Genomic DNA, 20,164 nt, shown 5'->3' on the forward strand with positions numbered 1-20,164 from the left:
ACGTTTATGTGGCCTGAATCGAGCGAAACAGAACAACCATTACGTAATGGTTTAACCACAGGAAGTTGTGCTACAGCTTGTTGTGTTGCTGCTGTGCGCTCGTTATTGGCCAACAAGCAACCCAATAGTGTCGAAATTACTTTACCACGTGGTGAAAAAGTTGATCTGGATATTATCAGTTACCAACCAATCGACAATGGCATTCGTACCAGCACTATTAAAGATGCAGGTGACGACCCCGATGCCACTCATGGTGCGACCTTATTTGTTGAATTACGCTTAACCGATCAACAAGGCATTAAATTTAAAGCTGCGGAAGGTGTTGGGACAGTGACCCGAGAAGGATTAGTACTGGGCATCGGTGAACCCGCTATCAATCCTGTACCGCGAAAAATGATGAGCGAACATCTTGAACATTATGCATTAGCTTATCAATACAGTGGCGGTTTTGAAGTGTCAGTGGGTATTGAAAATGGCGAACAGATTTCACTGAATACCATGAACAGTCGTTTGGGTATTATTGGTGGTTTATCTATTTTAGGTACAACAGGTATTGTGCGTCCTTATTCTTGCGCGGCTTATATTGCTTCTATTCATCAAGGCATTGATGTTGCGCGTGCCAATAACTTCACCCATTTAGCTGCTTCGACAGGTGTTGCTAGTGAGCATGCGATTAAAGCATTTTATCAAATGAATGAAGTGAGCTTAATTGAAATGGGCGACTTTGTTGGTGCGATGTTGAAATATTTACGCCGTGAAAAAATCGACCCAAAAACAGGTAACCAAATTCAAAAACTCAGTATCAGTGCTGGTTTTGGTAAGTTAACTAAGCTCGCCAATGGCCATTTAGATTTAAATAGCCGTCAATCGAGTATCGATTTTCAGCAGTTAGCTAATATTGCTAAATCCTTAGGGGCGTCGCAAACACTACAGCAGCAAATACTAGATGCTAATACGACTATTGAAGTGTTAAATAAAACCAAAGAAGCTGGATTAGATATTGCCACTGTTGTGTGTATTGAAGCATTAAAGTTTGCTAAAAGTATTGTTCATGAATCTATTGAAGTAGAGGTGTGGGCCGTTGATAGAAAAGGCTTATTTGTAGCGAATAGTTACAATGATCGCTTTGATAAAAATGGACATCAGATTAAAATATCAGACGAACAATTAAATAGTGAAGTAAAACAATGAAAGTCTTAGTCATTGGTGGCACAGCAGATGGACGTAAACTGGCGACTCAGTTATTTGAGTTAGGTTTTGATGTGGTTTATAGCATTGCTGGGATCGTGCGTAAAGCAACGGTACCAGGGCCTGTTATTAGCGGTGGTTTTACGCAATTCGGCGGCTTAGAAAAATACATAATCAACAACCAAATAACTCACCTTGTTGACGCAACACATCCCTTTGCTGAGAAAATGAGCCATACCATTTCACAAGTCACTGAGCGTTTATCTATCGCTGCAATACGTTTTCACCGTAAGCAATGGCTTAAAACCGAAAATGATCATTGGATTGAAGTGTTAGCGTGGCCAGAATTAATTGAAAAAGTAGCTCAACATCAGTCTTTATTTATGACAGCTGGGCAAATATCGCAAGATATTATCGAACAGCTAGCTAAACAAGCGAAGCATCTATTGCTGCGGACAGCGATGCCAGCAAGAGCTATTTTACCCAGCAATGTTACTTGGCTAAAAGCGATTGGTCCTTTTCTGTTAGAAGATGAAAAGCAGTTACTTCAAGCCTATAAAATAGATGCCATTATTAGTAAAAATAGTGGTGGTGAAGCTACCTACGCAAAAATACAAGCGGCTGCACAAGCGGGCATTCCCGTTTATCAATTTAAACGCCCTGAGCTTGCACCACTGCAATACGAGTTTGATAATGCAGCTGATTGTATTGCCTTATTGCAAACCTGTTTAGCTGTGTCTAAATCTGCTTTAGCGTCCTCTGGCGCATCAACTGAGTTTAAAAATGAAATTTAATTATATCCACGATCCGAGCTTGATCGAGAATGAAAGCTTTCGCCAAATTAGAACCTTAACAGACCTTGATCATCTATCAATAGAAGCCCAACAAGTGGTGATGCGTGTTGTACATAGCGTCGGTATTCCTGCAGTTGCTTCACAGGTTAGGTTGAGTGAACGCGCTTGCCAATCAGGTATTGATGCGTTGAAAAAAGGGGAGGCAATCCTGTGTGATGTAGAGATGGTTAAACAAGGCATCACTAAACGAATGATTAAAACTGATCCTTTGTGTTTTTTAAACGCCGAAGGAGTGCCCGAACGCGCTAAAGCAACGGGCGAAACCAGAACCATGGCTGCATTAACAGCTTGGTTACCTTATTTAGAAGGTAGTGTGGTAGTGATTGGTAATGCGCCGACTGCTTTATTTCGTTTATTAGAAATGATTGATCAAGGGGCGCCTAAACCTGCTTTGATTATCGGTATGCCGGTGGGGTTTGTCGGTGCCGCTGAATCTAAGCAAGCGTTATGGGATGTTCATCAAGAGTTAGGTATTGAATGTATTACTTTATTGGGGCGAGAAGGTGGCAGTGCTGTATCTAGCGCAAGCTGTAATGCCTTATTACGTTGTATCAAAGGAGAGTTGTATTAATGAGTATCATTAAAAAGTTAATGGGAATGTTTGGGGTGAAGCTGGATAGCAGTGCTAAATCATCGTCTAAGTCAGTGCGTGAAATTGCTGTAATTGGCCTAGGCGTAGCTGAAAATGCCATGCTCAGTGAGCAAGCTCTATTCGCATTACAATCAGCAGACTTAGTGATTGGATCTGAGCGTCAATTAAAAACATTAGAAAAGCATTTAGCGATTCAACCTAACATAGAAACATTGGGGGAAGGTGACCAACAACAAGTTGAACCTCAATCAATCAGCTTGCCACCTCGAACTGAAATTATTCCTAAATTAAAAGAATTAAAAGCACTGATAGAATCCGAACAAAAAGTCGTCGTATTAGGATCTGGTGATCCGCTTTACTATGGTATCGGGACATGGATCAGTAAACACTTTAACGATGCAGTAGTACGTTTTTTTCCTGCTGTTTCAAGTATTACTCAAGCATGTCATAGCTTATCAATTGCACAACAAGATGTGCATGTAGTGAGCTTACATGGGCGCCCGTTAGCTAAATTAAGAGTGGCTTTGAAAGCACAGCAAACGTTATTGTTATTAACTGACAAAGATAGTTTACCGCATCACCTTGCGGCGGTTTGTAAAGAAACGGGATTTACTGAAGCAGAAATCATTGTATGTGAACGCCTTGGTTATACAGAACAAAAGATATCTCGTTTCACAGTACAAGCATTATTAGAGGCTGAAGCTGAAGAGAACCTCCAAGATTTTGATGCATTACATGTGTCTTTTGTTATTTGTGGTGCAAACAAAGGTTATTTACCTGAATTTCCGGGCATTAAAGATGCTGATTTTGAAACCGGTGAATTAGGCTCAAAAGGAATGATCAGCAAGCGTGAAGTACGTTTAGCGATTTTGTCATTATTACAACCAAGTAAAAGAGACATTATTTGGGATATCGGCGCAGGTTGTGGTGGTGTGTCAGTTGAGATGGCTTATTGGCAACCTAAAGCCAAGGTTTATGCTATTGAGCATAACCAAGAGCGATTCGATTGTCTGTTAGCAAATAAGCAAAAATTTGGTGTGGTAAATAATTTAAAAAGTACTTTTGGACGTGCGCCAGAAGCACTGACAGGTTTACCAACGCCTAATAAAATCTTTATTGGGGGCAGTGATGGCGAATTATCTGAATTATTAGAAACACTGTGGGTAAAACTGCCAGAAGACGGTCAAATTGTTGTTTCTGCGGTGATGGAAAAAACGAAGTCTCAATTACTTAATTTCTATACAAAACGAAGTGTTGCTGAAGATAGTCAATTAGAGACATTACAAGTTGCCGTTAATAAAAGTAGAACGTTAGGCGGTCAGCTTGCTTACAATCCTGCTTTGTCTGTTAGCTTATTTAGCTTTATCAAAAAGAACAACACACAAATAGTAAAGGGATAGAAAATGAATGATCTTGCTTCAACAGTCCAAGCTGGCTTGTTTATCGGTGTGGGTGTTGGCCCTGGTGACCCTGAGTTACTAACCTTAAAAGCATATCGAGCGATTCAACATGCTGATGTTATTTGTTATTTAGAAAATGAATCAGGAAAATCGCAAGCACTTGATATCGCTGTTGAAGCATTGAAAAGTCCTATTAAAAAGCAGCAACATTTAGGCGTTCGCTTTGCGATGTCTCGTGAACGTGTTGCGGCTAATTTAGCTTATGACAAAGCAATAGGGCAAATTCAAGAACAATTAAAACAAGGAAAAACGGTCGCATTTTTATGTGAAGGCGATCCGTTGTTCTTTGGATCTTTTACTTATTTATTAGAGCGTTTAGACAGCCAATACGCTTCACATGTTATTCCTGGTATTCCTGCTTTTGTAGCCGCGACGGCAGAGCTTAAAATACCATTAACGGTATTAAAGCAATCTTTCGCCGTGATCACCGGACGTCATAGTGACACAAAAATTAAAGCCGCTTTATTAGAACATGATGCCGTTGTGATCATGAAAGCTGGCATCGAAAGACCGCGTTTATTAGCTTTATTAAAAGAAACAAAACGTTTTGATGACGCTAACTATTTAGAATATATCAGCCGTGATAATCAACAGGTGATTACCGATTTAAATCAATTACCCGATCAAGCTGGTCCGTATTTTTCATTGTTTGTCATTACCCGTAAAGAAGCGCGTCAGGCAGAGAAGGCGTGATTAGAATTATCTGTTTAACAGAAGTCGGATTACAACTAGCGAGGCGTTTACAGCATCTTTTATCTGATACTGAAAGCGAGGTGTGTTTCAAACCGGCCCCTTTTATTGATTCAGTACAAGCCTACTTTAAGCAACGAGATACGTTAATTTTCATTTGTGCCACAGGTATCGTGATGCGTGCTTTAGCGCCTGTTATTAAAGATAAGTATAAAGATCCTGCTGTATTAGTACTTGATGAGAATGGGCAGTTTGTTATCCCGTTATTATCAGGTCATGAAGGTGGAGCGAATGAACTTGCACGACAAGTTTCAAATTTGCTAGAGAATCAATTAGTGATTACTACTGCTAATCGTTATTTAAAACCAGTTTATGTGGTTGGTATGGGGTGTGAGCGACATTGTCCAGAGCCTGTTTTACAAGGTTTATTAGATGAGTGCTTAGCTAAAGCAGGTTTAACGATTAATGATATTGGCGCTATTACCAGTATTGATATTAAAAGTGATGAAGTGGGCTTGATGGCACTAGCAAATAATTTAAATAAACCCTATTTGACCTTTGATACTAGGCAACTTGGGTTAATGGAAGAGCGACTCTCTACTAAGTCTGATTATATTTTTAAAACTGTTGGAGTGTATGGCGTTGCAGAGTCAGCTGCTTTATACCAAGCACAGCAGATGACCAACAATGGCAGTGAACTGCTATTAAATAAACATAAGAATAAACAAGCGACGTGTTCAATAGCACGATCGTATATGCAATAACATTTACAGTTAATTTTACAAGGTAAATTGACGAAATGGGCTTAATTATTGAAGTTAATAGCCTACGTTAAGAATTTGAGTTAAGAGCTTAAGTTAAGAATTTAAATTAAGAAATAAGTTAAAAGAAAATAGGGAAGAAAATGAGTAATAAAAAACAACTTTTTGTTGTCGGTATGGGACCGGGTGATGCTGATTTAGTGGCTCCTAAAGCATTAAAAGCAGTACAACAAAGTACCGATTTAGTGGCTTATGGACTCTATTTAGATCTTCTAGGTGAACCCTGTAACAACAAAGTGCATCACGATTTACCATTAGGTGAAGAGATTGGGCGTGCACGATTAGCATTAGATTTAGCGGCAAGTGGCAAAACTACATCGCTCATTTCAAGTGGTGATATCGGCATTTACGCAATGGCAACCTTAGTATTTGAATTACTGGATAGGCAGCTTCAAGGTCTTGAAGAGCACCCTGAATGGTTAGAGGTTGAAATAGATGTTGTACCTGGTATTTCTGCGATGCAAGCTGGTGCAAGCCGTATTGGTGCAATGTTAGGCCATGACTTCTGTACAGTGAGTTTGTCAGACCTGTTAACGCCCTGGGAAACGATTAATAAGCGTATTCACAGCGCAGGCGAAGGCGATTTTGTTATCTCTTTCTATAATCCCGTGTCTAAAAAACGTGATTGGCAGCTTAACCATGCGCGTGATGTGTTATTGAAATATCGTCCAGCATCAACACCGGTTTTATTAGGCCGTCAGTTGACCCGTGAAGATGAAAGTATCCGTATTATCCGTTTAGATGAGTTAGATGCAAAAGATGTGGATATGTTTACGTTAGTGAGCGTGGGCAATAGTGAGTCTCGTCATATCGTCAACGGTGATAAAAACTGGGTTTATACACCTCGTGGTTATAAGAAAAAATTATAGCTAATAGCGTTGCACTACGAACAATTTCTGCGTTTAAAGTGCTCACTTAGAAACTGCGCTCAGCGCTTGAAAAATGAATTATAGCGTCGCACTACGCGCAATTTCTTCGTTGAAAGTACTCACTTGGTGAACCAAGCTCCGTGCTTTCGCCTTGAACTAGCGTGAATTGCTTAGCCATAATTCATTTTAGATTTAACGACGTAAAATATTAAAGAAAAATTAAACAAAGGGTTTTACATGAAAGTTTATTTTATTGGCGCAGGGCCGGGTGATCCTGAATTGATGACCATCAAAGGCGCGCGTTTGTTAAAGCAGTGTCCTGTTGTGTTGTATGCAGGGTCGTTGATTCCACGTCAAACATTACAAGATGTTGAAGACAGTGCCGAGCTGATTGTTGATACGGCTAAAATCAATCTTGATGAGATGGAAGCGTATTTTGTTGAAGCTGCAAAAGCAGGTAAGGATGTTGCGCGTTTACAATGTGGTGATCCAGCATTATACGGCGCAATTGCAGAGCAAATTCGTCGTTTAGACAAACATGGTATTGATTATGAAGTCATTCCCGGTGTGAGTGCAACGGCGGCTTCTGCTGCGTATTTAGGTAAAGAGTTAACACTGTCTGGTGTATCGCAAACCGTGATCATGACGCGTTATGAAGGTAAAACACCTTTCCCTGAACGTGAGCGTTTACCGCAACTTGCGCAAAGTGGTGCAACTTTAGCAATCCATTTAGGTATCACTAAAATCCGTAAAATCGTGGCTGAGTTAATTCCACATTATGGTGAAGATTGTCCTGTGGCGGTTTGTTACCGTAGTTCATGGCCTGACCAAGATAAAGTCACTGGCACATTAGCTGATATTGCAGAAAAAGTAGAAGCCAAAGGATTTAAGTTAACGGCACTTATTTTGGTTGGTCACGTATTAGATACGACTAATTTTGAAGATTCGTACCTGTATAAAAAAGATAAACCTAATATTTTCCGTCGTCGTAAAAATACACTTTCCATTGAAGAATTAGAGGTCAAAAATGACAACAAGTAACTCATCAACAAGCAATGCTTTAAATAACAGCGTTTCATTAAATAAAATTCCAACGACGGTGGTGACTGGTTTTCTTGGTAGCGGTAAAACAACGTTATTAGCTAACTTGCTTAAAAAAGCAAAAGGCAAACGTATTGCCGTGATCATGAATGAATTTGGTGAATTAGATATCGATTCAGAATTACTACGTAGCTGTCCCTTTGATGAAGAAAGTGGATGCGAGGGAGATGGCGCAGAACTAGTCGGTGGCGAAGATGGAATCTACGAATTAGCGAACGGTTGTATCTGTTGTACCGTAGAAGAAGAGTTTTTACCTGTCATGAAAAAATTGGTTGAACGTCGTGACCAAATCGATCATATCCTAATTGAAACATCAGGTTTAGCGTTACCAAAACCATTAGTACAAGCGTTCAATTGGCCGGGTATCAAAGAATATTGCACTGTAGATGCTGTTATTACATTAGTTGATGGTCCTGCAATTGCAGCGGGTCGTTTTGCAGCTGATGAAGATAAAGTAAAAGAACAACGTGCATTAGATGAAAGTTTAGATCATGACCCAAGTTTACAAGAACTATTAGACGATCAACTCAACTCTGCTGATTTAGTGGTCGTGAGTAAAAGTGATTTATTAACTGAAGAAGAGCAAGCACGCGTTAAAGCAGTCATAGAAAAACGTGTACCAAGTTCAGTTAAAACTGCCTATATCAATAATGGTGACGTACCACTTGATGTGTTAATCGGTATTAATGCGGGCACTGAAAAAACCATTGATAAAGTTCATAACCATCATGACCATCATCATGCTCACGGTGCACATCACGACCACGCACATGACCATTTTGATTCTATGGTGATAAGCTTAGGGACGGTTGATGCTGACAAACTAAAAGTAAGTGTTGAAAAACTATTAAACGAATTTAACTTATTCCGTATTAAAGGTTTTGCAGCTGTTGAAAACAAACCTATGCGCCAAGTATTGCAAGCCGTTGGTAAACGTTTAGAAGTTCACTTCGACCGTTTATGGGAAGCGACTGAAACACCAAAAACTGAATTAGTGTTGATCGGTAAGGGCTTAGACGAAGCTGCAGTTATTGCTATCTTAAAAAGCGCAGAGGTTTAATAACAAATGCATCTATTAGCGGCACAACCAGGCGGATTTATTGAAGAAGAAGGCATTGTCGATTTAGCGCAATCGCCAGCGCCTTTGGTTGTGTTTAGCGCTGCCGACAGCCAATTAACCGCGCTTTCTGCCGGATTTAAAAAGGTGAATGCTGTATCTTCGAAAAACCTGTCTTCGAATAGCTTGGCTGAAACGCGTTTAGTTAATTGGACTAACTTACTAAAGCCTGCTGCTTTTGACCTTTATGAAGATAAAGTCCTAGAGCAAGCAGAAGTAGTGGTGGTGTCGCTATTAGGTGGTAAAGCTTATTGGCAATATGGTGTGGAAGGATTAATTCGCTGGTCAAAAGCAAAATCCAATCGCACACTTATTTTAGTGCCCGGTGATGATAATGTTGACCCTGAGTTAATTGAATTATCAAATGTATCCGAAAAAATTCAACATCAAGTATGGCGATACTTACGTGCTGGTGGATTGGATAACAGTGCACAGCTTTTTGCTTATTTGAATCAGCTTTATTTTGCGTCAAATATTGATGTTAATGACCCTCATTTTTTACCTGTTGCGCAGTTTTATAATGAGCAACAAATCAGACGTAAATGGAAAAGTGAGCAAAGTGTCGTCGCACTGATTTTTTATCGTAGTCATTTACAATCAGCTAACTGCGAGATGTTTGATCAGTTTATTGAGTTGATGTCAGCGAATGGTTTAAACCCATTACCAATAGTGATTAGCTCGTTAAAAGATGAACAAGCCATGAGTGTGGTGAATCAGCTTTTAAGTGCGCATGATTGCCGTTTGATTTTAAACAGCACTGGCTTTGCTGCGAATACCGTGAGCAGTCCCGGATTAAGCTCTCAACCGAATAGCTTTAAACGTTTATTTGCCGTTGATATTCCTATTTTACAGCTGGTACTTTCAAGCAGTACTTTACAAGATTGGACGGATTACAAGCAAGGCTTACGCAGCCGTGATATTGCCATGCAGGTCGTACTACCTGAAATGGATGGCAAAGTATTAACTCGCGCCATTAGCTTTAAAACCGAAGCTTTTTTTGACGAAAAAACACAAATTTCATTAGTGCAATATCAATTACATAGCGAGCGTGCTTTGTTTGTGATTGAGTTGGCTAAAAAATATATTCAGCTTTCACTTACCGAGAATAAAAACAAACGTATTGCGTTGATCTTAGCTAATTATCCAACCAAAGATGGCCGCATCGGTAACGGTGTAGGATTAGACACGCCAAACTCGACAGTGAATATCTTAAATGCCTTAAAGGACGCGGGGTATCCCATTAATAGCGTGCCTGAAAACGGCAATAAACTGATTGAAACCTTATTAGAATCAGTGACCAACAACCCCAATACGTTACATCATTTAGCCTGTTGGCAGAGTTTGTCGTTAAGTGATTACAAAAAAGCCTTTGCAGATTTACCGTTAGTGAGTCAGCAAGCCATTAACGAGCGTTGGGGTAAACCCGAAGATGATATTAAATGTCGTGATGGACGTTTGATGATCTCAGGGATCCGCTTAGGTGAAACCTTTGTCGGTATTCAACCTGCACGTGGCTTTAATATTGATTTACTCGCTAACTACCATGACCCTGATTTAGTGCCACCGCACAATTATTTAGCCTTCTATTTTTGGCTACGTTTTACTTATCAAGTCAACGCGGTTATTCATGTGGGGAAACACGGTAATTTAGAATGGTTACCGGGTAAAGGGCTTGCGCTTTCTAATGAATGTTGGCCTGATGCAGTGTTAGGTCCAATGCCACATTTTTATCCTTTTATTGTTAACGATCCCGGTGAAGGTGCGCAAGCGAAACGACGTACGCAAGCGGTGATTATTGACCATTTAATGCCGCCAATGACACGTGCTGAAACTTATGGAGAATTGGCTGAGCTTGAAGGTTTAGTCGATGAATATTATCAAGCACAAGGTTTAGATGTTCGTCGTGAAGTGTGGTTACGCGAACAAATTTTAGAAAAAGTACAAAGCACTAATATTCTCGATGAATTAAATGAAGCGGCGCGTGAAGACGATGCTCAGGTATTAGAAGAGTTAGATACGTATCTTTGTGATATTAAAGAAGCGCAAATTCGTCATGGATTGCATATTCTTGGGCAACTACCGGAACCGCATAAAGTAGCGAATACCTTAATTGCTTTATTACGTTTGCCCCGTGGTGAAGGCGTTATAAACCAAGGTATTTTACACGCATTAGTGAGTGATTTTGTCTTGCAAATAGATGGTAAAGCATTCGATCCTTTAGAAGCGACTCGCGAACAATGGTTGGATGAAAAGCCTTCATTATTAATGAAGGTGAGTGAAACCCTATGGCGAACGCATGCAGATACGCGTGAACGTTTAGAGTTGTTGGCGTTAGAATGGGTTGAACACTTTTTACTTAACGATAACGATCTTATTGAGCTGAATAATTATCCAGCAACACAAGCGTTATTAACCTATGCAAAATCAACGATTCAGGCCGCGTTAAATCAAAGTGTTAAAAACGAATTAAGCGCAATCATTGACGGGTTAGATGGCAAATTTATTGAAGCTGGACCAAGCGGTGCACCAACGCGAGGTCGATTAGATACACTACCAACAGGACGCAATTTCTATTCTGTTGATAATCGCGCAATTCCCTCGAAAGCCGCTTGGGTATTAGGTCAACAATCGGCGCAAGCGTTAATCCATCGTCATTTGCAAGAACATGGCGATTACCCTAAACAATTGGGTTTATCAGTTTGGGGTACTGCAACCATGCGTACTGGCGGTGACGATATTGCGCAAGCTTTTGCTTTGATGGGCGTAAAACCTATTTGGGCGCAGGGCAGTAATCGCGTGGTGGATTTTGAAATTATTCCATTCCAATTATTAAATCGTCCAAGAGTTGATGTGACCTTAAGAGTTTCCGGTTTTTTCCGTGATGCTTTTGCTAACGTGATGGCATTGTTTGATGCGGCTGTGGTTGCCATTAGCGAACTCAATGAACCGGGCAGCGGTAATTTAATCCAACAAAATATTAAACAACGTGAAGCACAGTTAATTGCCGATGGCATGGCAATTGGTGAGGCTAAACGCGAAGCCAGTTATCGTGTATTTGGTTCTAAACCGGGTGCTTATGGCGCAGGATTACAAGGTTTAATTGATGAACGTTGTTGGGAAGAGAAAAGCGATTTAGCTGAAGCGTATTTAAACTGGGGCGGTTACGCCTACGGTAACAGCGATAAAGATGGCGTGCAGGCTAAAGATGCCTTTTTACATCAACTAAGTAACATTGAAGTCGTAGTACAAAATCAAGATAACCGTGAACATGATTTATTAGATTCCGATGACTATTACCAATTCCAAGGTGGCATGAGTAACGCGGCACAAGTGTATTCAGGTAAAGCACCAACTATTTATCATAGTGACCATAGTAATCCAAGTAAGCCGGTGATTCGTACCTTAAAAGAAGAATTGAATCGTGTGATACGTTCGCGTGTTTTAAATCCTAAATGGATTGAAGGGATGCGTGAACATGGTTACAAAGGGGCTTTTGAAATGGGCGCCACGGTTGATTACCTTTTTGCTTATGATGCGACCACAGATTTGATTGCCGATTATCAATATGAGCAAGTGACTGACACGCTACTATTTGATGATGTTAATCAGCAGTTTTTAAAAGATAATAATCCACAAATTATGGAAGAGATGGCTGAGCGTTTAATGGAAGCTGCACAACGTGGTTTATGGCAAGCGCCTGATGAATATCAACAAAAGCTACAAGATCTCCTGTTACAGTGTGATGAGATGCAAGAAGCTAAGTAAAGTCAGTTAGATATAAAGCAAAACAAAAAAGCACTTAATTAAAAGCAAAGTAGTCAATAATGAAAAGTCAGCATAGTTATAGTCAAGTTGAGAAAGAAGCCGTTTATCGTGTTATTAAAGAACGACGAGATATGCGCCACTTTAGTCATGAGCCGCTTGAGAAAGGATTGTTAACGCGTTTACTAACGGTTGCGAATCAAGCGCCAAGTGTTGGCTTAATGCAACCGTGGCGATTTATTCGTATTACAGATAATGCATTAAAATCGTCGATAAAAGCGTTAGTGGAAACTGAACGTAATATAACAGCAGAACTTTTGAATCAGCGTAAGAATGACTTCTTAAAGTTAAAAGTAGAAGGTATTTCAGAGTGTGCTGAATTGATTGTGGTTGCCTTGCCTGAAGGGCGTGAGAAACATCTGTTTGGTCGTCGTACTATGCCTGATATGGATTTAGCGTCAGTGGCCTGTGCGATTCAAAATATGTGGTTAGCGGCACGCGCCGAAGGGATTGGTCTTGGTTGGGTCTCTTTGTTTGACCCGATTCAATTAGCCAATTTATTAAATATGCCAGAAGACAGCCGACCGATTGCACTTTTATGCATTGGACACGTTGAAAAGTTTTATGAAAAGCCAATGTTGATTGAACAAAACTGGGCTCAGGCAGCAGAAGTTGATACTTTTTTGTTTGAGAATAGCTGGCCAGAAAGTAAGTAGTTGTCGTTATTAAATGATTAGATACCCGAATCTAGTGATGCGAATTTAGAAAAAATAAACAATTGTCGATTGCTGTTTTAGCTGTCATTGATACCATGGCGAAATAAATGCGTTCAAGCCGAATCAATTCCGTTTACAGCAAGTTAATAGCGCCAAATGAAGTGTAAATAAAAAACAATTAAAAGATATAAAGAGATTAAAAATGAATAATAAAGTAGTTAAGAAAGGCATTATGGTTTGTGGTCACGGTAGTCGTGATAAAGACGCTGAAATGGAATTCTCATTGGTTGCTGAAGGGTTAAAAAAACGTTTTCCTGATCTGCCTGTTGAATACGGATTCTTAGAGTATTCTGCACCTAACATTCACATGGGTTTAAACAGCTTGATCAACCAAGGTGTTGAGCATATTTATGCGGTACCGGGTATGTTATTTGCTGCAACACATGCTAAAAATGATATTCCTTCTGTATTAACTACTTTTGAAGAAAAAAATGAAGGCTTAGCAGTAAGTTACGGTAAAGAGTTAGGTTTACAAGAGCCAATGATCAACGCGTTTCAAGCACGTATTTATGAATCGTTAGGGTTAGATGCTGATAATCCACCTGCTGAATTATACGATACGATGTTAGTGGTTGTTGGCCGTGGTACTTCTGATACACAAGCGAATGCTGAAGCGGCTAAATTAACACGTATAGTTAGTGAAAATATGGGCTTTGGTTGGGCTGATACGGTTTATTCTGGTGTGACTTATCCTTCAGTTGGTGTAGGCCTTGAAAAGCTGATTAAACTTGATTACAAACGCATTGTGGTTGCGCCTTATTTTCTATTTACAGGCCGTTTAATTAAACGTATTTCTGGTTATGTTGATAAAGTTGCAAAAGAAAACCCAAGCATTGAATTTATTAACACACCTTACTTACGTGACCATGACAAAGTCATCGATGCATTTGAAGTTCGTGTTCGTGACATCATGGATAATACACAATCAAGTGAAGAAGATTTAATGGCGATATTCAAACGTCGTTTAGCCGCTGGTGAAGTTGATGTACATCATCATCATGCAGAATATCAAGATCCAGCAAAAGAGCAGGCTCATTCGCACGATCATGACCATTCTCACAGCCACGATCATGCACATGATGAGCATTCACACGGTCACTCACATGACACAGAACACTCACATAGTGAACATTCACATGATCATTCTCATAGCCATGACCACGCTCATACGCATGTAGAGCCTCATAGTCACGGTGTGTATAAACATATTACACATCCATTAGGGCCTAGAACCATGATTGGTGAAGGCGTCTGTTGTTGTTTCATGGGACAATTCCCACAATGGTTATTGGATGAAGAAAAAGAGCGTATTGATAATGGCGTTCAAGGTGAAGCATTAGCACATAGAAAATAATAGTTATTGATAAAGTCGTGTCTCATTTTTATAATATAAAGTAACTAATGGCAGGTGAGCATTAGTTACTTTATATTTTTAAAAACATCTAATTTTTAAAGCATGTCTTATTTTAGAAAAGTGCATTTAAAAAAAACATCTAGTTTTAAACCTTATTTTTGATTGCTATTAATGGGAATCAAATTTGATTAACACTGTCCTATTAAACCTTCTGATTAAAATAAGAGCTGACATTTGAATAACAAAACTACTTTTTATCTTGCCCGTCATGGACAGACTGAATGGAATGTTGAACGCCGTATTCAAGGACAGCTCGATAGTTTCCTTACGTCAGAAGGGGAACAACAAGCTTCGCAGCTAGCAGCTCAGTGCAGTGAGTTAAATATCACTCAAGTGTTAACTTCTTCATTAGGGCGTGCCGTTCAAACTGCTAATATTTGTGCAGAACAGTTAAATATAACCGTTAAGCCTGTGCCTGGTTTTGAAGAGCGTCATTTTGGTATTTGGCAAGGTAAGTTAGTGAGCGAAGTGAATGGTGATGTTAATTATAATGAAATCACCTCACACATTACTGACTGTAAACCTGAACAAGGTGAAAGTGCAAAAGAGTTATTAGCACGTTTTACAAAAGCATTAACTAACCAGTTACAAACGGCGAATAATGAAACCTTTTTAATTGTCAGTCACGGCGATATTTTGCGATCTTTTATGGCGCAATTTCATGATCCCTTATTATTGAAAGTATCATTATCTGAAGCATCATCATCTAAAACATCACCAAAAAAAGCATTAAGTACTGGTTATGATTATAAAAATGCGCAATTAATTGCGATGACTTATGATCAAGAAACAGGAACGTTCTCAAAATTATGATATTGCTGTTTACTTTAGTAACTGCGCTGGTGGTTGATCATTTCATTGGCGAGCCTACCCGTTTTCATCCTTTAATTATATTTGGCAACATCGCGAATAAATTAGAAACAAAATTCAATAAAGGTAACCATCAACAACAATTCATTGGTGGCCTCGTTGCTTGGTGTTTATTAGTGCTGCCATTGCCATTGTTATATGTTTTGCTGCTTTGGTTACTGCCTGTTTATCTTATTCTGTTAGTTAATATTTATATTGTTTACTGGGCAGTGGCATTAAATAGTTTGAATCTGCACGGCATGCAAATTTATAATCCATTAATCACTAACGACTTAGCGCAAGCACAGCATTATTGCTCTTATATCGTGAGCCGTGATACTAGCCAATTAGATGCTCAAGCAATCAGCCGAGCAACCACCGAATCTATGCTTGAAAATGGCCATGATGGTGTCACTGCAACGCTTATCTATTTTGTTATTGGCGGAGCGCCGCTAGTGATCATACATCGCTTGAGTAACACCTTAGATGCAATGTGGGGTTATCGAACTGAGCAGTTTAACTATTTTGGTAAGTTTAGTGCCAGAATGGATGACTTATTAGGTTTTGTAAGTGGAAAAATTACTGCGTTATTATTTACCGTCATTGGTTTGTTTAATGGTACTGGCAAGCAAGCGCTTAGTAATGCGTATTCACAAAGCCAATCCTATAAAAGCCATAATGGTGGTTGGGTAATGGCATCAGGCGCAACGGTGATGAATGTTTGTTTAGGCGGCAGTGCGGTTTATTTTGGTAAAACAGTTAACTCACCATTATTAGGTCAAGGTGAAATTGTTCAAAGTAAGCATATTAAAGCTAGCCTAACCTTAGTGAAACAAGCGGTCGTGTTATGGTTATTGGTTGTATTTATTTGGCAGATTACTTGATTTTTATTGATACAAGCAATTCAAATGATTAAGCTTTAAAAAATAGAAATGTAGACATAAGCACCATCATTCTAATCGTTTCAAACACCCGTATTTAGCTATTCAGTTATTTAAAAAAAGAGGTTTATCAGAACAATGGCAATCTTACATGGAGGTCAATTAAGTCGTGTTGCAAAGCAATATCAAATACCAGAAAAAGACTGGTTAGACCTTTCCACTGGCATTGCGCCTTTTAGTTACCCTATCCCTGATATTCCTCAACAGGCTTGGCAAAATCTCCCGACTATTTCTGAAAACTTAATTGAAGTGGCGAAAGCTTATTACCAAACTCAATACTGTTGGCCAGTTGCAGGTAGCCAAGCATTAATTGAAAAACTGCCTGAGCTGTGGAATGACAAAAAGAAATATCTCCATACAAATGTGAACAGTGATTTTATACTAGAAAGACATGCCTACTTACCAAAGGTGGGCTATAAAGAACATCAACAAGCTTGGTGTAAAGGTGGGTACCAATTACATTTTTATCAAGATAGTTTACCTACTGATATCGAAGAAAATAGTGTGGTGGTTGTTATTAACCCGAATAATCCCCTGACAGATACATTTACTATCGATCAATTAAAAACGCTGCAAAACCTCTGTGAGCAGCAACAAGCGTTATTAATTATCGATGAAGCCTTTGCGGACATATTTACCCCAGAGTTTAGTTTTTCTCCTCACCTTTCCACATTAAAACAAACAGCTGATGTATTAGTACTACGCTCATTTGGTAAGTTTTTTGGGTTGGCAGGGTTACGTGTTGGCTTTGTTTGTAGCAATAAACATTGGTGTGAAACCATCCAAGAGGTTAGTGGGCCTTGGGCTGTTAATGGTGCTGCGTTATTCATTAGTGAACAAGCTTTACAAGATAGAACATGGCAAGCTAACCAATTGAAACGATTACAAACGCAAAGCGAAGTGATGCAAGAGCTACTTAAAGCGTATTTACCGGTGTTACGAATGGAAGCAAATGCCTTGTTTATTACGATTTTTCTATCTGATGCCCCGGTTGTTTACCAACAGCTTTGTGAAAATGCTATTTATGTTCGTTTGACCGATGAGAATGATTCACTGCGATTTGGTATTGCAAGCACAAGCCAACTAGAAAAATTAACCTTGAGATTAAGCGCTATAAGGTCAATTTAATCAATATTATATTGACCTTTTAGCTAAGATTTGACGTTTTCATGAAGTAGGTTTATGTCTATTTTATTATAAAATTAATATTAAAATGTGGTTTAAATGACCTTTAATTTAATTTACATGCAATACTAAGTAGATAGATATACATTTTAGTGATTGGCTTATTAGCCACTTACTTTAAGTCAGTATAGTTAATAAAAATGTTTAATTATTAAATGTTGGAGTTATATTTGCTAGATTTTTTTAACGAGTCATTAGACAGATATAGAAAAGACGTCGCTATTTTAACATTAAAACTAGACGGCACTATTATTGAAGCCAATCAGTTTTATTTAGAAATAGTAGGTGCGCCTGCGATTAATATAATAGATGAAAAAAAAACCATTAACGATACTCTCAATAAATATGTTATTGGTAAAAATATTAAAGAGTTCGATACATTTCTTGCTAATAATGGACTTGCTGAAATTCAACATGCAAGCCATGGTCATTATCATTCAAGCATCGTTAAAAACGATTTTAACACCACCATCAAAAGCAAAGATGCTACAACAAACAAAGATCCCACCTCAATAGAAGTTGTTTATTTTCATAGTCTTAATGAAAAAGAAAATATTATTCTTTTTATTAAAAACTTCGGTTTTATCAAAGAAGTCCGATGTAAATTGTCTTTTCTCTCTAAAATATTTAAAGCTTCTAAAGAAGGTATATTAATTACAGATGCTTCTGGTTATATCCTGTGTATGAACGAAAGTTTTAGACATATTACAGGTTATTGCAATGAAGATGTATTAGGTAAAACACCTAGTATTTTAAATTCAGGAAAGCAAAATAAACACTTTTATAACCATTTTTGGCAATCGTTAATTCATAAAGGCGCTTGGAAAGGTGAAATTTGGAATAAGCGTAAAGATGGTGAAACCTTTCCTAGTTGGTTAAATGTCTCTAGCTTAAAAGAATCTAATGGAAAAATAACACACTATATTTGCCAGTATAGTGATATCAGCATGTTGAAAAAGTCGATACAAGATAAAGAAACGTATACTTATTACGATTCATTAACTTGCTTACCCAACCGTACTTTCTTATTTGAAAAACTAGCCGTATTACGTAAGTCTAGCCTGGCTAAGTCTGGGGAGTTCGCTATTCTTTTTTGCGATTTAGATCGTTTTAAATTAATAAACGAAACTTATGGTGACCATGTTGGAGACGAGTTACTTAAATGTATTGCTAATCGTCTTGGTGCGAGGTTACGAAGTCATGATGTGCTATCTCGAAGTGGAGATGATGAGTTCATTATTCTCATTGAAGGGGCACATGCACTTAAAAATATAGATAAAATAAGCAGAACTATTTTATCTATATTCGACCAACCTTTTAATACTAAGTACGGTGACTTTAAAATGTCGATGAGCATAGGGATAAGTCTATTTCCCTTAAATTCAACTGATATTAATGAGTTAATTGCTTTCTCTGATGTTGCGATGCAAAAAGTAAAAAAATCAGGTGGTAATAATTATTCTATTTTCGATCCATCAGGAAAAGACTTGGTAAGACAGCAGCATTCATTAGATCAAGATATCAAACTCGCTCTAGAAAGAGGAGAGTTTGAAGTCTGGTATCAACCTCAGGTTAATTCAGTCACACATGAAGTGTTTGGTGTTGAGTGCTTACTAAGATGGAATCATGCGCAACAAGGTATCATTTCACCTAATGTATTTATTCCAATTGTTGAGTCGAACGGTATGATCAAAGAGATAGGCGACTTTGTTATCAAAACCGGTTGCCAACAGGCTAAAATATGGCAAGAAGCCAATATTTTCAATGGTGTTATTGCAATTAATGTTTCTTTAAGGCAATTAGAAAGCGATGATTTTGTGGGCAAAGTAGAAAATATACTCACAGAGTATCAAGTTGATCCTACATTCATCGAACTTGAAGTGACGGAGTCTTTATTTTCTGATAATAATAACCATCTATTACCAACTCTATTTAAATTGAAAAAGCTAGGCATTAAGCTTTCTCTTGATGATTTTGGTACTGGTTATTCATCATTACAACGTTTAAAAGTATTACCTGTTGATAGCGTGAAAATAGATAAATGTTTTGTTAATAAAATTGCAGACTCAAAAAGAGATGCCGCCATTATTAATGCATTGATCATGATTTCAAAAACGTTTGAATTTGGTTTAATTGCTGAAGGTATTGAAAATAAAAAGCAAGCAGACTCTTTAAATTTCTTAGGGTGTATTAATCATCAAGGTTTTTTATACAGCGCACCTCTTAGAAAAAATGATTTTGAAGCATGGCTTGATGATTTTAATACTCACGGTCTATAACTTAATTTATAGCTCGATTTATAAGCTAAATCACTCGAGATTTATTTGTAAATTCTTTATTCAATGATAAGTTAATTACTCGATATTTATTTATAAGTTAATCAGAGCATAGACAATATTTTTATAATAAATATTAGTGTTTTACTTTGTATTTATAGATACCCGTTACCGTTCAAGTTGTGAAGTAAACCCTTTCTTTGTTAGGAAGTGTCGATTTAACCCGTTAGATCTTCCTCTTTCTGCTTAGCTCCTGTTCACTTCACCGC

General features: G+C 38.3%; 16 protein-coding genes. All 16 read left to right on the forward strand.

What is annotated here, in order from left to right:
• Positions 1-6: 6 nt before the first annotated feature.
• The 16 genes from SP041_RS04785 to SP041_RS04860 all read left to right on the forward strand — a co-directional run bounded on the left by SP041_RS04785 (position 7) and on the right by SP041_RS04860 (position 19,898).
• Positions 7-1,191, forward strand: coding sequence for a cobalt-precorrin-5B (C(1))-methyltransferase (locus tag SP041_RS04785; protein ID WP_025565681.1), 1,185 nt, complete (start codon positions 7-9; stop codon positions 1,189-1,191).
• Positions 1,188-1,982: a precorrin-6A/cobalt-precorrin-6A reductase gene (locus SP041_RS04790; protein WP_025565682.1), complete on the forward strand. Its 795-nt coding sequence runs from the start codon at positions 1,188-1,190 to the stop codon at positions 1,980-1,982. The genes SP041_RS04785 and SP041_RS04790 overlap by 4 nt, the downstream gene beginning before the upstream one ends.
• Positions 1,972-2,613 carry a precorrin-8X methylmutase gene (locus SP041_RS04795; protein ID WP_025565683.1) on the forward strand — a complete coding sequence of 214 codons (642 nt, stop codon included), beginning with the start codon at positions 1,972-1,974 and terminating at the stop codon, positions 2,611-2,613. The genes SP041_RS04790 and SP041_RS04795 overlap by 11 nt, the downstream gene beginning before the upstream one ends.
• Positions 2,613-4,034: a bifunctional cobalt-precorrin-7 (C(5))-methyltransferase/cobalt-precorrin-6B (C(15))-methyltransferase gene (locus tag SP041_RS04800; protein WP_025565684.1), complete on the forward strand. Its 1,422-nt coding sequence runs from the start codon at positions 2,613-2,615 to the stop codon at positions 4,032-4,034. Before SP041_RS04795 ends, SP041_RS04800 begins: the two co-directional genes overlap by 1 nt.
• A 3-nt stretch (positions 4,035-4,037) precedes the next feature.
• Positions 4,038-4,787, forward strand: a complete 750-nt coding sequence (gene cobI, locus SP041_RS04805; RefSeq protein ID WP_025565685.1) for a precorrin-2 C(20)-methyltransferase — start codon at positions 4,038-4,040, stop codon at positions 4,785-4,787.
• Positions 4,784-5,548 (forward strand): cobalamin biosynthesis protein, encoded by a 765-nt coding sequence (locus tag SP041_RS04810; RefSeq protein WP_025565686.1) that lies wholly within the window; start codon positions 4,784-4,786, stop codon positions 5,546-5,548. The genes cobI and SP041_RS04810 overlap by 4 nt, the downstream gene beginning before the upstream one ends.
• 140 nt (positions 5,549-5,688) lie before the next feature.
• A complete protein-coding gene (gene cobJ, locus SP041_RS04815) occupies positions 5,689-6,474 on the forward strand; it encodes a precorrin-3B C(17)-methyltransferase (protein ID WP_025565687.1) in 786 nt (261 codons plus the stop codon).
• 237 nt (positions 6,475-6,711) lie between these two features.
• Positions 6,712-7,515, forward strand: a complete 804-nt coding sequence (cobM, locus tag SP041_RS04820) for a precorrin-4 C(11)-methyltransferase (RefSeq protein ID WP_025565688.1) — start codon at positions 6,712-6,714, stop codon at positions 7,513-7,515.
• The gene (gene cobW / locus SP041_RS04825) at positions 7,502-8,635 is read left to right on the forward strand and encodes a cobalamin biosynthesis protein CobW (RefSeq protein WP_025565689.1); all 1,134 of its coding nucleotides are present in this window, start codon (positions 7,502-7,504) and stop codon (positions 8,633-8,635) included. The genes cobM and cobW overlap by 14 nt, the downstream gene beginning before the upstream one ends.
• Before the next feature lie 6 nt (positions 8,636-8,641).
• Positions 8,642-12,457, forward strand: a complete 3,816-nt coding sequence (cobN, locus tag SP041_RS04830) for a cobaltochelatase subunit CobN (protein WP_025565691.1) — start codon at positions 8,642-8,644, stop codon at positions 12,455-12,457.
• A gap of 59 nt (positions 12,458-12,516) precedes the next feature.
• Positions 12,517-13,170, forward strand: a complete 654-nt coding sequence (bluB, locus tag SP041_RS04835) for a 5,6-dimethylbenzimidazole synthase (RefSeq protein ID WP_025565692.1) — start codon at positions 12,517-12,519, stop codon at positions 13,168-13,170.
• Between the two features lie 202 nt (positions 13,171-13,372).
• Complete coding sequence (locus SP041_RS04840; protein WP_025565694.1) at positions 13,373-14,584, forward strand: sirohydrochlorin chelatase; 1,212 nt, start codon at positions 13,373-13,375, stop codon at positions 14,582-14,584.
• Between the two features lie 234 nt (positions 14,585-14,818).
• Positions 14,819-15,457: a histidine phosphatase family protein gene (locus SP041_RS04845; RefSeq protein WP_025565695.1), complete on the forward strand. Its 639-nt coding sequence runs from the start codon at positions 14,819-14,821 to the stop codon at positions 15,455-15,457.
• Positions 15,454-16,377: an adenosylcobinamide-phosphate synthase CbiB gene (gene cbiB / locus SP041_RS04850; RefSeq protein ID WP_025565696.1), complete on the forward strand. Its 924-nt coding sequence runs from the start codon at positions 15,454-15,456 to the stop codon at positions 16,375-16,377. The genes SP041_RS04845 and cbiB overlap by 4 nt, the downstream gene beginning before the upstream one ends.
• 135 nt (positions 16,378-16,512) lie before the next feature.
• Positions 16,513-17,562: a threonine-phosphate decarboxylase gene (locus tag SP041_RS04855; protein WP_025565698.1), complete on the forward strand. Its 1,050-nt coding sequence runs from the start codon at positions 16,513-16,515 to the stop codon at positions 17,560-17,562.
• 227 nt (positions 17,563-17,789) lie between these two features.
• The gene (locus SP041_RS04860) at positions 17,790-19,898 is read left to right on the forward strand and encodes a bifunctional diguanylate cyclase/phosphodiesterase (protein ID WP_025565699.1); all 2,109 of its coding nucleotides are present in this window, start codon (positions 17,790-17,792) and stop codon (positions 19,896-19,898) included.
• The last annotated feature ends 266 nt before the right edge of the window (positions 19,899-20,164 follow it).

Origin of the sequence: Psychromonas sp. SP041 (genome assembly GCF_000470315.2) — a bacterium.
Classification (GTDB): domain Bacteria; phylum Pseudomonadota; class Gammaproteobacteria; order Enterobacterales; family Psychromonadaceae; genus Psychromonas.

What these genes read in the sequence shown, in the direction of transcription:
- SP041_RS04785 (WP_025565681.1), top strand. Translation starts at nt 7, where the DNA reads ATGTGGCCTGAATCGAGCGAAACAGAACAACCATTACGTAATGGTTTA.
- SP041_RS04790 (WP_025565682.1), top strand. Translation starts at nt 1,188, where the DNA reads ATGAAAGTCTTAGTCATTGGTGGCACAGCAGATGGACGTAAACTGGCG.
- SP041_RS04795 (WP_025565683.1), top strand. Translation starts at nt 1,972, where the DNA reads ATGAAATTTAATTATATCCACGATCCGAGCTTGATCGAGAATGAAAGC.
- SP041_RS04800 (WP_025565684.1), top strand. Translation starts at nt 2,613, where the DNA reads ATGAGTATCATTAAAAAGTTAATGGGAATGTTTGGGGTGAAGCTGGAT.
- cobI (WP_025565685.1), top strand. Translation starts at nt 4,038, where the DNA reads ATGAATGATCTTGCTTCAACAGTCCAAGCTGGCTTGTTTATCGGTGTG.
- cobJ (WP_025565687.1), top strand. Translation starts at nt 5,689, where the DNA reads ATGAGTAATAAAAAACAACTTTTTGTTGTCGGTATGGGACCGGGTGAT.
- cobM (WP_025565688.1), top strand. Translation starts at nt 6,712, where the DNA reads ATGAAAGTTTATTTTATTGGCGCAGGGCCGGGTGATCCTGAATTGATG.
- cobW (WP_025565689.1), top strand. Translation starts at nt 7,502, where the DNA reads ATGACAACAAGTAACTCATCAACAAGCAATGCTTTAAATAACAGCGTT.
- cobN (WP_025565691.1), top strand. Translation starts at nt 8,642, where the DNA reads ATGCATCTATTAGCGGCACAACCAGGCGGATTTATTGAAGAAGAAGGC.
- bluB (WP_025565692.1), top strand. Translation starts at nt 12,517, where the DNA reads ATGAAAAGTCAGCATAGTTATAGTCAAGTTGAGAAAGAAGCCGTTTAT.
- SP041_RS04840 (WP_025565694.1), top strand. Translation starts at nt 13,373, where the DNA reads ATGAATAATAAAGTAGTTAAGAAAGGCATTATGGTTTGTGGTCACGGT.
- cbiB (WP_025565696.1), top strand. Translation starts at nt 15,454, where the DNA reads ATGATATTGCTGTTTACTTTAGTAACTGCGCTGGTGGTTGATCATTTC.
- SP041_RS04855 (WP_025565698.1), top strand. Translation starts at nt 16,513, where the DNA reads ATGGCAATCTTACATGGAGGTCAATTAAGTCGTGTTGCAAAGCAATAT.